Here is a 12385-nt window from a genome sequence, read left to right as displayed (position 1 = left end):
GAGCAAGTTAGTGAGTAATCTACCCGTCGTTTTTTTAATGGGGCCTACTGCGTCAGGTAAAACCGATCTTGCGATGAAACTTTACGATCACATGCCTTGTGAGATCGTCAGTGTCGATTCAGCGATGATCTATAAAGGCATGGATATAGGGACAGCGAAGCCTGATCAAGAAACGCTGGCTAAATATCCGCATCGCCTAATTGATATTTGTGATCCTTCAGAAGCGTATTCGGCTGCAGAATTTCGTATGGATGCGCTCAAGCAGATTGAGGAAATTCGATCCGCGGGTAAAGTGCCTATTTTGACGGGTGGAACTATGTTGTATTTCCATGCGTTGAAAAATGGCTTGGCTAATCTGCCGGAGGCCGATGCAGCCGTTCGTGAAAGGCTGCTGCAGGAGGCTGAAGCTGAAGGTTGGGCTGCTATGCATGCTCGATTGGCTGAAGTGGATCCTGAATCAGCTAAACGACTAAACCCTAATGATGCTCAGAGACTTCAGCGTGCCCTAGAGGTATATGAAATTACTGGGCGTTCTATGACGGATCTGTGGGCTGAACAGGAAAAGCAAAAGCCCGATTTTCCCATTGTTTCTCTGGCGGTGATGCCGCAAGAGCGTTCTGAACTACATGATCGTATAGCTCGTCGTTTTGATATCATGCTTGAGCAAGGTTTTGTAGATGAAGTAAGGACGCTTTGGGATCGAGGTGACTTGAACCTGCAGATGCCATCTGTGCGCTGTGTTGGTTATCGCCAAGTATGGGAATACTTTGCCGGAACTTGGGATTATGACACGATGAAATTTAAAGGTGTTGTTGCCACCAGGCAGTTGGCAAAAAGGCAGGTTACGTGGCTAAGAAGTTGGGAAAACCTCAACTGGATTGACACTCACGACACAAATCTATTGCAGAATGCCTTGAAATTCATTGAAGGTAGCATTATATAATGTCAGGCTAGACAGTAAAAAGCTGTAAAATAAGGCGTATAAGCGGCGAAAGCAGTAAATTTAAGAGCCGTCAGCCATACTATAACGAAAAAATTATAAAATTTTCCTCGGGAAGGAGTTTGCAAATGTCAAAAGGGCAATCATTACAAGACCCTTATTTGAATGCGCTACGTAAAGAGCGTATTCCAGTGTCTATTTTCTTAGTTAATGGTATTAAACTTCAGGGTCAGATCGAGTCTTTCGATCAGTTTGTTATCCTGCTTAAAAATACTGTTAGTCAGATGGTTTATAAGCATGCCATCTCAACTGTTGTTCCTGCGCGCCCAGTTAAACTGCCTGCAGCAGACGAAGCAAAAGCAGAGGACTAATAATCATTGTTCTTTGAACGTCCTAAAAGTGGCGAACGCGCCATTTTGATTCATATGAATCTGGCTGCTGAGGCCGACCAAGAAAGTCCTAAAGAGCTCGAAGAACTAGCCCTATCTGCAGGTGCAGACCCAGTCGAATTTTTGACTGGGTCTCTTTCTCATCCTAATCCGAAGTTTTTTATTGGTCAGGGAAAGCTAGACGAATTGCGCGAGCTAGTTAATCTGCATAATGCGCAATTAGTGATCTTTAACCATGCTTTAAGTCCCGCTCAAGAGCGTAATATCGAACGAGAGATTCAAAGTAGGGTACTTGATCGTACAGGCCTTATTTTGGATATCTTTGCTCAGCGTGCGCGAACCCATGAAGGTAAACTTCAGGTTGAGCTAGCCCAGCTTGATCATATGTCGACCCGCCTTGTACGTGGTTGGACTCACCTTGAGCGTCAGAAAGGTGGTATCGGTCTACGTGGTCCGGGTGAAACTCAGCTAGAAACGGACCGACGATTACTTCGTGCTCGGATAAAATCTATCCACAAACGCTTAGAGAAGGTTCGCAAGCAGCGAGAGCAGGGTAGGCGTTCGCGTAAACGCGCTGAAGTACCAACTTTATCGCTGGTGGGTTATACCAACGCAGGTAAATCAACGCTGTTCAACTCGCTGACGACTTCTGAGGTTTATGCAGCAGACCAGTTATTTGCAACACTAGATCCAACTTTGCGTCGGATTGAAGTCGAAGATATTGGTCAGGCTATTCTGGCAGATACTGTAGGTTTTATTCGTCATCTTCCACATAAGCTGGTGGAAGCATTTCGTGCGACCCTGCAAGAAACCATAGAGGCGACCTTGTTGCTTCATGTGATCGATGCTCATGACGACGACCGTCATGACCATGTTGCTGAGGTGGAAAATGTGCTGGCTGAAATTGGTGCGGATGAAGTGCCAGTTTTGGAGGTGTATAACAAAATTGATCTGATTGAAGGGCGTAAGCCTCGTATCGACCGTGATGAAGATGGTAAGCCTAGTCGTGTATGGTTGTCCGCAGTCACGGGAGAAGGGCATGATCTACTCTTTCAGGCGGTCAACGAGCTACTTGCAGATGATGTATTTCATGATAACGTGTGCCTGCAGCCGCAAGAAGGTCAGTTTAGAGCTAAATTATATGAGAGCGGTGCCGTACTTTCTGAACAAGTAGATGAAAAAGGATCTATTATTTTGGAAGTGCGTATACAGAAAAAAGACATGCTGCAGTTGTTGAGTCGGTTGGGAATGGAACGTGATCGTTGTTTTCCTGTCGAAGTAAATCCTTGGTAAGGACTCAGCCTGTCGAGTAAAAAGTTTCAAAACCTCGATTTTAGTTAATTGGGGGGTAATATCTGGCGAATAATATTTTTCGCTGATATATGTTTTAATCTACCTAACATGTTGTTTTTATACGGAGTGACGTATGGCTTGGAATGAGCCTGGTGGTAACGGTGATAATAAGGACCCTTGGGGTGGCGGTAATAACAATAACCGCGGGGGTAATAAAGGTGGTGGTGATCAGGGACCTCCTGATCTAGATGAAGCGCTACGTAAGCTACAGGATAAATTGAACGGCATCTTCGGTGGCGGTCAAAAATCCAGTGGCTATGGCGGTGATGGTGGCGGCTCTTCCTCCTCCTCTGGTTCTGGCTTCTTCTTTGCCGTACTTCTGATTGCTGCTCTAGGTTGGGCTGCTATGGGTTTTTATACCGTTGACCAACAAGAGCGTGGTGTAGTACTAAGACTTGGTAAGTTCAGCGAAACCGTAGGTCCAGGTCTACAGTGGAATCCACCTATGATCGATGTGGTTGAGATTGTTAATACAACTCGTCTGCGTACTCGTGATCATCGTGCCCTAATGCTGACTAAAGATGAGAATATCGTCGATATCGAAATGACGGTTCAGTATCTGATCTCTGATGCTAAAGGTTTTGTGCTGACTGTACGTGACCCTGAATCAAGTCTGTCACATGCGGCTGAATCGGCTCTTCGTCATGTGGTTGGTTCTACTGATATGCACTCTCTCTTGACGCAAGGTCGTGAAACTTTGTCGGTTCAAGTTCAGGATCGTATCCAGAACTACATGAATGAGTACGGTACAGGTCTTCAGATTTCTAAAGTGAACATCAAAGAAGCGAAAGCACCTAACCAAGTGCAAGATGCATTCGATGATGTGATCAAGGCGCGAGAAGATGAGGTTCGTGTTAAGAACGAAGCGGAATCTTACGCCAACGGTATTATTCCTGAAGCACGTGGTCTAGCGCAGCGTATGCTTGAAGAGGCAAGCGCTTACCAAGAGCAAGTTGTTGCTCGCTCCGAGGGTGATGCTAAACGTTTCACTGCTTTGTTAACAGAGTATGAAAAAGCACCTGAAGTAACGCGTGAGCGTCTATACCTAGACACTATGCAGGAAGTTCTTTCTCAGAACCCTAAAGTGCTAGTTGATGTAGAGGGTGGAAATAACATGATGTACCTGCCGCTGGATAAGATTATGCAAAATCGTCCAGTAACAGGTGATAGTAATCGCTCAATGCGACTAGATAGTCAGAGCCTTCGTGAGGTGACTGATCAAGTGGTTGATCAGCTACGTCAGCGCCAAGGTAGTCGTCGGGAGGGTCGATAATGCAGTCTAAATCACTATTTTTCGTAATCATTTTTGCTGTATTAGTGCTGGTTGGTCAGAGCTCTCTTTACATCGTAAAAGAAACTGAACGTGCAGTATTACTTAAGTTTGGTGAGGTGTCTGATGCCGATGTAGGTCCAGGTCTTCACTTTAAAATTCCAATTGTAAACAAAGTGCGTAAGTTCGATTCGCGTATTTTGACGTTGGATGCGCGCCCTCAGGCTTATCTTACACTTGAGAAGAAACGTTTGATCGTAGACTCTTTTGTGAAATGGCGTGTTAAAGATGTGCAAAAGTACTACACAGCGACTTCGGGTGATGAGTTTAACGCCGCAAATCTTCTGTCACAGCGTGTTGATGCTGCACTGCGTAACCAGTTTGGTGCGCGTACGGTAACGGAAGTGGTATCTGGTGAGCGTGAAGAGCTTATGCGCAAGCTAATCAGCGAAATCAGCCCAGTAGTTATCGATAAGTTGGGTGTTGAGGTTGTTGATGTTCGTGTAAAACGAATCGATCTTCCTCAAGAAGTATCTGAGTCAGTATATGATCGTATGCGTACCGAGCGTGAGCGTGAAGCACGTGAGCTACGTTCGCGTGGTAAAGAGCTAGCAGAAGGTATCCGAGCTGATGCTGATCGTCAGAAGACGGTTATTGAAGCAGAAGCTTACCGTGAATCAGAAGAGATTCGTGGTGAAGGTGATGCCGTAGCGGCTAAAAACTACGCTGAAGCATACTCTGAAAATCCAGAATTTTACTCTTTCTACCGCAGCTTGCAGGCATATCGTGAGTCTTTCGGTCAGAGTGGTGACGTTCTAGTGCTTAAGCCAGATAGTGACTTCTTTAAATATTTGGGAGCACCAAAAGCCAAGTAACAATGGCTGGCGTAAAAATGTACAAAAAAACGGATCAGGGGAAGGCATTCCCCTGATTCCGTGGTAGAATAGCAAAACCGGGTTAAAGCCCGGTTTTTTTGTGGCAATTGGATTGTATAGGCTGAAGTAAGCATGTCATCCGAACTACTGCATTCACTTGCTGTTGGTTTTTGCTTGATGCTGATTTTGGAAGGGGTTATTCCTTTTCTTTATCCACAGCGCTGGCGTAATTTGGTTCAGCAGCTTTCGTTGATCAGTGATCGGTCACTGCGCCTTATAGGCTTGGTGAGTATGCTGTTGGGTCTGGTTGCACTTTATATAGTGAATTAAAGCCGAGTCGTTATAGATCGGCGTGTTGTTTTATAAGATACGGAGTACCACATGGCATTGGCAGATCGTTGGCTGCTACCGGAAGGTGTACAAGAATTACTTCCACCGCAGGCTCGTCGCGTTGAGGTTTTACGCAGACGTTTATTGGATCTGTATGAGCATTGGGGCTATGAGCAGGTTATGCCTCCAGTGATGGAGCATTTAGAATCTCTGCTTACAGGTGTGGGTCATGATCTTGATCTGAACACTGTAAAGGTAACTGATCAAATTAGTGGTCACACGCTAGGCTTCCGAGCTGATATAACGCCTCAGGTTGCACGTATTGACGCGCATCGTCTACGTGAATCTGGTGCTACTCGTCTTTGTTACTGTGGTTCAGTTGTGCATGCATTGCCAACTCAGCCTCTAGCTTCTCGTAACCCTTTGCAGTTGGGTGCCGAGCTCTATGGTCATTCAGGTATTGAGAGTGATGTAGAAGTGATCTCTCTGATGGTTGAAACCATGCATGCAGCGGGAGTAGATCGTGATCTTAGTATCGATCTAGGTCATGTTGGCGTGTTCTCTGGTTTGATGGAGATGATCGAGCTGTCTGCAGATGACAAAGAGCAGTATCTGGATATTCTGCAGCGTAAAGCGCTACCGGAACTTCAGTTGTTCGTTGAGCAGCTAGATCTAGATGATACAAGTAAATCTTTCTTGGCAGCGTTGCCGTCACTTAATGGTGGTAGCGATGTCTTAGCTCGAGCGCGTGAGCTGTTCTCGACTGCGCCAGCGCAAGTGCTTGAAGCTATCGATTATTTGCAGCAGTTGGCAGAGCGTATTGCTTTGCGTTTCCCACAGTTGGATCAGTATTTTGATCTGAGTGAATTACGTGGATACAACTACCACACAGGCGTGGTATTTGCTGCTTATACGCCTGAATTTGGGCAGGCTATTGCAAAGGGTGGTCGTTACGATGAGATCGGTCGAGATTTCGGTCGCGCGCGTCCAGCTACAGGCTTTAGTGCTGATCTAAAAACGTTGGTTGAGCTTTCTTCTGTTGTTCTTGATGAAAAGCAGATTGTACTAGCGCCAGCGGAAGAGAATGCAGAACTATTGGCTAAGGTAAGTCAGCTGCGTTCTGAAGGTGTAAAAGTTATCTATGCGTTACCGGGCGCTGAACCGGCAAAAGAGTGTACTACTGTGCTAGTACAACGTGATGGAGAATGGGTCGTTAGCGGCCTGTGATCAGTAAAAAATTTTATTCTTAAGTAATCTCAAGTAGGCAACAATGGGCAAAAACGTAGTTGTTCTGGGTACCCAGTGGGGTGATGAAGGTAAAGGCAAGATCGTAGATCTGCTTACGGATCAGGCTTCTGCAGTGGCGCGCTTTCAAGGCGGTCACAATGCGGGTCACACGCTGGTTATTGATGGCGAAAAAACAGTTTTGCACCTGATTCCTTCAGGTATTTTACGCGAAAATGTCGTGTGCATGATTGGTAACGGTGTAGTGCTTTCTCCTGAAGCATTGCTGAAAGAGATTAAAGGTTTGGAAGAAGCGGATGTACCTGTTCGCGAGCGTTTGCGCTTGAGCCCTTCTTGCCCACTTATCTTGCCATACCATATTGCTATGGACCAAGCGCGTGAAGTTGCGCGTGGTAAAGCTAAGATTGGTACTACAGGACGTGGTATCGGTCCTGCTTATGAAGATAAAGTGGCTCGCCGCGGTCTTCGTTTGGCTGATCTTCTAGATAAAGAGCGCTTTGCAGAAAAACTGAAAGAAGTTATCGAATACTATAACTTCCAGTTGGTTGAGTATTACAAGGTTGACGCTGTTGATTACCAAACAGTTCTAGACGAAGCATTGGCTATGGGTGAAGAACTTGCGCCAATGGTTGCTGATGTGACGTCTATGCTTCATGACCTGCGTAAGCAGGGCAAGAACATCATGTTTGAGGGTGCTCAGGGTTCATTGCTAGATATCGACCACGGTACTTACCCTTACGTAACGTCTTCAAACACAACTGCCGGTGGTACATCTACGGGTAGTGGTTTTGGTCCTCTGTACCTAGATTACATTCTGGGTATCACTAAAGCGTATACAACACGTGTAGGTGGTGGTCCTTTCCCGACAGAACTTCATTGTGAAGTGGGCGAAGGTTTGGCTGAGCGTGGTCATGAGTTCGGTTCGACTACAGGTCGCGCGCGTCGTTGTGGTTGGTTTGACGCTGTTGCAGTTAAGCATGCTATCCAGATCAACTCAATCTCAGGCTTGTGCCTAACTAAGCTAGACGTACTTGATGGTATGGAAGAGATCCGTATCTGTGTAGGTTATAAAGACTCTGCAGGCAATGTTGTTGCTTCTCTAAGCGGTAGCGAAGACTACGAAGCAGTAACGCCAGTATACGAGACTATGTCTGGTTGGGCTGGCTCTACTGTTGGTGCTAAGTCGATGGATGAGCTACCTGCTGAAGCAGTAGCGTACATCAAGCGTTTAGAAGAGTTGGTTGAAGCGCCTGTGGATATTATTTCTACTGGTCCAGACCGTATCGAGACTATCGTACTGCGTAACCCGTACGAAGCTTGATCTTTACGAAAGTAGAGAAACTGCTTGTTTAGAAATATTTTCTAAATCACAAAAAAGCCCTGCAAGAGCAGGGCTTTTTTGTGTTTACGAGCTAGTGCTGGAATTTCTCAGTCATAGTGGTCATCTGTTCAGCTCTCTTCTTAAGATGATCTATAGATGAAACGATCGATTGTGAAGCGGAGCTGTTCTGCTCTACGCCGTGAGCGATTTGGTCCATGCTAGAAGCCATTTCGCGGGTAGTATGCGCTACTTCGTCTATAGCAGAGGTAATCTCAGCGCTTATAACAAATGCTTGTTGGGTTTGTTGCTCAATTTGTTCTACAGCAAGCTGGGCTTGATCACCTTGAATTTTTACTGATTCAATACAGGCTTGGCTTTTTCCCATCACGTCAATAACAGATCGAGTTTGTTGCTGTATAGCTCTAACTGTTTCAGTAATATCACCCGTTGCTTTAACGGTGCTTTCCGCCAAAGTTCTAACTTCATCGGCAACAACCGAGAAACCGCGACCTGCTTCGCCAGCGCGTGCCGCTTCAATAGCTGCGTTTAATGCGAGTAAGTTAGTTTGGTCGGCAAGGTCGTTGATAATGATCAGAACTTTATCAATTTCCTGTGAATGTCTTTCTAGTTGGATAAGTTGTTGGGAAGAGTCTTCAACTACTTCTGCGGTATTGCTCAAAGCCTGCATAGCGTCACTGATAATTTTTCCGCCATTTATTGCAGAGCTATGGGCGCTTTTACTGTCTTGCTGTAAGTTTTGGACACGGTTAGCAACTTGCTCCGTAGTAGTACTTATCTGTTCGGTGGCACTGGCGAGAGTGTTGGATTGATCGGATACCTTGCGGTTATTGCTCGCAATGGTTTGAACCGATTGAGAGAGTTCCTGTGCCTGGGTACATAGTTCGCCCTGATCTTTAATCACCTGACCAATCACTTGGCGTAGATCTTTGGTCATAGTGTTTACCGCAGAGGCAACCTGATTAAACTCATCGTCACTGTTTGTTCCTGTGCCTAGGAGTTGGCGAAGATTACCTGAAGCAATGGAATTTAATTGCGTAATGATACGCTTGAGCGATCGAGTGGCATTTAATCCGGTTGTAGCCAGTATGATAGAAATGCCAATGGCAATAAATGCACTTACTGAGATTAGGGTCCACTGAGTGCTGTCTGTGGCGTTGACTGCATCAGTCTGGGCTTTCGATAGTAGGTCAGATTTTAGGTAGTGCTGTGTGGATTTGCTTTGTTGCTTGAATGTTTCCCTGGAGCTATTAAGTAGCTGTGTATTTTGATTCAGGTTAACTGCTGCAGCGACAACTGCTCGCATATTCTTTTGATATGTTTCAATGTGCGGTCCGAAGGTGTCATAGAATTCTGCATCTTTAACCTCGAGAGCTACCTTGTTTATCTGTTGGTTTAGCTTTTCAGCTCCCTGGTTGCTTGGCTTGATCAAGAATTCTTTTTCCAACTGACGGGCAATAATAAAAGGCTGTAACAGCATGCTGAATGTGGATAGTTGGTTTTCCAGCTCTGCGGCAGATTCAGTAAGTGGTTTGAGTAGACCTGTATCATTGTTCATCCCGAGTTTCGCGAGAGAACTTACTTGAGACGAAAGGTTTTGGCCGTAGGAGGTGAACAGTTGAGAAATTTTCTTAAGCTCATTTTGCAGTTGGGGGTCTGTTGTCGTTTCTAGGGCCTGAGTCAATTCGGTTTCATAATCTTTGATCAGACCATCAAGCCCTTGCTGAAATTGTATTAAATTTTGCTCACTCAGTTGGGATATTTGATTCTCTCGGGTTAGTAGTTCTAGTTGCAAGCTGGAGAGAAGGTCGCTAGTTGCTGTGAGGCTTGATACTTTTTGTGCTGAATTATTTAGTTTAGATAAGCTGGAAAAAGCAGTGAAGCCTAAATAGCTAATGCCCGCCAAGGTGATGGCAACCACTGCTATCAGTTTCTGTTTAAAGGTTAGTTGGAGCATTGTTCTATCTTCTCTTTTTTATTTTTATCGTGGGTTGGGCGTTTTGTGCTCAAGGTCTATTTTGGTAAATTGGTAATACCAATATAGATAGATAGAATACCAACTTATCCTTTAGTATGGGTTTTTGTCAATTGAATAGTTCTTATGGACTGAGATGGGTCAATTTAGTGGATTGGATAGCCCTTATGTAGAGCGAGCTAGGGTAATCGGTAGGGCCGTAAGGAGAGGTGATTCCGAAGTTTGGGCTGGATTGCCGCCAATGTAGTGATATATGAAACGAAAAAAAACCGGCAAGTGGCCGGTTTTTTTTATTGCTTACAAAAAGCTTATTTAAGATCTTCAGTTAAAGAAGACTGCAGGCCCTTTAAGATAGCTTTAAACATCTTAGGGTTGCCAGCAATTAAGCTGCCGCTCTGGCGGAAAGCGTTACCACCCATAAAGTCACCTACAAGACCGCCTGCTTCTTGTACGAGTAAGAGGCCGGCTTCCATTTCCCAAGGGTTGAGGCCAATTTGGTAAAAGCCATCAATGCGACCAGCTGCTGTATAAGCAAGATTTAACGCTGGAGAGCCGCCGTTATAGATAGTGCCGCCAGTTAGCGTCATGTCGCGGAAAATGTTTAGGTAGGCTTCTAGGTGTGCTTTATCGCTTGGGCGATTAAAGAAACCTGTGCCGATCAAAGATCCTTCAACAGTTTTATGATTGCTAACACGTAGGCGTTTGCCGTTTAGCTGCGCACCATCACCGCGGCTAGCGGTGAACTCTTCACCTGTAATTGGATTCAGGATTAGGGCGTGCTCTGTACGACCATTTTGTTGACCAGCCATGCTAATTGCAAAAACCGGCAAACCATTGGTGAAGTTAGAAATGCTGTCGATAGGGTTAATCGTCCAGCAGAATTCAGGTCCTTCGCTCAGAGGTGCGTGTTCGCCTGTGTATTCACCCACGATTTTGTGATTTGGATAGGCTTTTTGAATGGTGTGAACAATGCTTAGCTCTGCTTTTTCGCATGTGTCGCTTAGAAGCTTAGCTACATCAGATTGTTCGGATTTAACCAAATCCAGACGCTCTACAGCGCGGACGATCTGCTCGCCTGCAACGCGTGCTGCGCGCAGTGCAATATTAACCATGGGTTGCATTTGTTAGGAACCTGAAGAATATTCGGGAAAATTAAAAAAGTATTATACCTGAGGATAGGGGATGCTGTGAATAAGTGGCTCAATTGTTTGCAGCTCTGTTAGAATACGCGCCTTCATTTACTGTGGTGGCAAGGTCTATGTCTGCAAATATTCGCATTGTTCTCGTTAATACAACTCATCCAGGTAATATTGGTGGAGTAGCGAGGGCTATGAAAAATATGGCTTTGGGAGAGTTGCATCTGGTAGCGCCTAAAAAGTTTCCTCATGTGAATGCGGATTCAAGAGCGGCAGGAGCCACTGATTTGCTTGAGGGTGCTGTCATTCATGGCACGCTTGAAGAAGCGATTGCGGATTGCCAGATCGTAGTTGGGACTAGTGCTAGAGGTCGTCATATCCCTTGGCCGGTTGTTGATCCGCGCGAGTTGGCGGCGATTGTTCAGCCAATTGCAGCAGATAAGAAAATTGCGATTGTTTTTGGTCGTGAAGATCGTGGTTTGACCAATGAAGAGCTACACCTCTGCCAGTATCACGTGCATATACCTTCAAATCCGGATTTTAGTTCGTTGAATCTTGCGGCAGCAGTGCAGGTGATTACCTATGAATTACGCATGGCTTCCATTTATGCGCAAGAGAATGAGCAGCACAAGCCGCAATGGGGTACGGACTGGGATATCGAGCTTGCTGATAGTGGTGATCTTGAGCGTTTGTTCAAGCACCTTGAAGAGACGCTTGTTGATATCGATTTCTTAGACCCTGAAAATCCTCGTCAATTAATGCCAAGACTACGGAGACTGTATCTACGGGCTATGCTGGATAAAGTAGAAGTTAACGTGTTGAGAGGGATTTTGACGGCTACGCAAAAGAATTCTAATGCTAAAGATTGAACCTTAGGCGTTCGGTTGCGAATATTTCGTGTTAGAATTCGCGCGATAAAGAATATAAAGACCTACAATAATAGTAGGGTATTTAGTTGACCTTTTTAGTCGGGTATTGCATAATGCCGCGCAAATGCTATTGCGCGTGAAGGCGGAAATTATGCGATTAACAACTAAAGGGCGTTATGCCGTTACAGCGATGCTGGATTTGGCTCTTCATGAAGGTAAGGGGCCGATTAGTCTGGCTGATATCTCTGAAAGACAGGGCATTTCATTGTCATACCTGGAGCAGCTTTTTGCTAAGTTGCGCCGTAACGAACTTGTTCGTAGTGTTCGTGGTCCAGGTGGTGGTTATCAACTAAATCGTGAGCAAGCAGGCATCAATGTAGCTCAAGTAATTGATGCTGTGAATGAATCAGTAGATGCAACTGGATGTAATCGCCAAGGTGACTGTCAGGGTGGAGAAAAGTGTCTTACCCACCACCTTTGGTGTGATTTAAGCGACCAGATTCACGCTTTCTTAAGTGGGATTACGTTAGCTGATCTGGTTGTAAGAAAAGATGTTCAGGTGACCTCTGAGCGTCAGGACCGAATCCAGATGGATCAGGTTTTGATTGGCGCAGAAAATTTGAACTGCAGTGAAAAAGCGATCGTTTAAACTCGCTTGGAGAGA

12 protein-coding genes are annotated in these 12385 nt (G+C 45.3%); 10 read left to right on the top strand and 2 right to left on the bottom strand.

The genetic code is table 11. From position 1 onward, the window contains the following. The first annotated feature begins 37 nt into the window (after window positions 1–37). The 8 genes from miaA to ACMXYV_RS14200 all read left to right on the top strand — a co-directional run bounded on the left by miaA (window position 38) and on the right by ACMXYV_RS14200 (window position 7723). Entirely contained in the window at window positions 38–943 is a 906-nt protein-coding gene (miaA, locus tag ACMXYV_RS14235) for a tRNA (adenosine(37)-N6)-dimethylallyltransferase MiaA (RefSeq protein WP_415891452.1), read from the top strand. 125 nt (window positions 944–1068) lie between these two features. After that, a complete protein-coding gene (gene hfq / locus ACMXYV_RS14230; RefSeq protein ID WP_007022969.1) occupies window positions 1069–1311 on the top strand; it encodes an RNA chaperone Hfq in 243 nt (80 codons plus the stop codon). A 6-nt stretch (window positions 1312–1317) separates the two neighbouring features. After that, the gene (gene hflX, locus ACMXYV_RS14225; protein WP_415889113.1) at window positions 1318–2622 is read left to right on the top strand and encodes a ribosome rescue GTPase HflX; all 1305 of its coding nucleotides are present in this window, start codon (window positions 1318–1320) and stop codon (window positions 2620–2622) included. Window positions 2623–2755: 133 nt separating this feature from the next. Then, window positions 2756–3955, top strand: coding sequence for an FtsH protease activity modulator HflK (hflK, locus tag ACMXYV_RS14220; RefSeq protein WP_415889112.1), 1200 nt, complete (start codon window positions 2756–2758; stop codon window positions 3953–3955). After that, a complete protein-coding gene (gene hflC / locus ACMXYV_RS14215; RefSeq protein WP_415889111.1) occupies window positions 3955–4827 on the top strand; it encodes a protease modulator HflC in 873 nt (290 codons plus the stop codon). Before hflK ends, hflC begins: the two co-directional genes overlap by 1 nt. Window positions 4828–4959: 132 nt before the next feature. Beyond that, window positions 4960–5157, top strand: a complete 198-nt coding sequence (locus tag ACMXYV_RS14210) for a DUF2065 domain-containing protein (protein WP_415882228.1) — start codon at window positions 4960–4962, stop codon at window positions 5155–5157. A gap of 51 nt (window positions 5158–5208) precedes the next feature. Further along, window positions 5209–6384: an ATP phosphoribosyltransferase regulatory subunit gene (locus tag ACMXYV_RS14205; protein ID WP_415889110.1), complete on the top strand. Its 1176-nt coding sequence runs from the start codon at window positions 5209–5211 to the stop codon at window positions 6382–6384. A 43-nt stretch (window positions 6385–6427) separates the two neighbouring features. Continuing rightward, entirely contained in the window at window positions 6428–7723 is a 1296-nt protein-coding gene (locus ACMXYV_RS14200; protein WP_415889109.1) for an adenylosuccinate synthase, read from the top strand. Between the two features lie 91 nt (window positions 7724–7814). Here ACMXYV_RS14200 and ACMXYV_RS14195 read toward each other — a convergent pair whose 3' ends face one another. Together ACMXYV_RS14195 and ACMXYV_RS14190 are read right to left on the bottom strand one after the other, a co-directional pair. After that, window positions 7815–9698: a methyl-accepting chemotaxis protein gene (locus tag ACMXYV_RS14195; protein WP_415889108.1), complete on the bottom strand. Its 1884-nt coding sequence runs from the start codon at window positions 9696–9698 to the stop codon at window positions 7815–7817. Window positions 9699–10024: 326 nt separating this feature from the next. Beyond that, window positions 10025–10837: an inositol monophosphatase family protein gene (locus ACMXYV_RS14190; RefSeq protein WP_415889107.1), complete on the bottom strand. Its 813-nt coding sequence runs from the start codon at window positions 10835–10837 to the stop codon at window positions 10025–10027. A gap of 137 nt (window positions 10838–10974) precedes the next feature. Between ACMXYV_RS14190 and ACMXYV_RS14185 the strand changes: the two genes are divergently transcribed. Next, the gene (locus ACMXYV_RS14185) at window positions 10975–11721 is read left to right on the top strand and encodes an RNA methyltransferase (protein WP_415891451.1); all 747 of its coding nucleotides are present in this window, start codon (window positions 10975–10977) and stop codon (window positions 11719–11721) included. Between the two features lie 151 nt (window positions 11722–11872). Then, window positions 11873–12370: a Fe-S cluster assembly transcriptional regulator IscR gene (gene iscR / locus ACMXYV_RS14180; RefSeq protein ID WP_415889106.1), complete on the top strand. Its 498-nt coding sequence runs from the start codon at window positions 11873–11875 to the stop codon at window positions 12368–12370. The last annotated feature ends 15 nt before the right edge of the window (window positions 12371–12385 follow it).

Origin of the sequence: Neptuniibacter sp. SY11_33, from assembly GCF_047778025.1 — a bacterium.
In the GTDB taxonomy this organism is placed as follows: Bacteria; Pseudomonadota; Gammaproteobacteria; order Pseudomonadales; family Balneatricaceae; genus Neptuniibacter.
The sequence above is the reverse complement of the archived record's forward strand: the minus strand, read 5'-3'. Positions and strand labels throughout refer to the sequence as shown.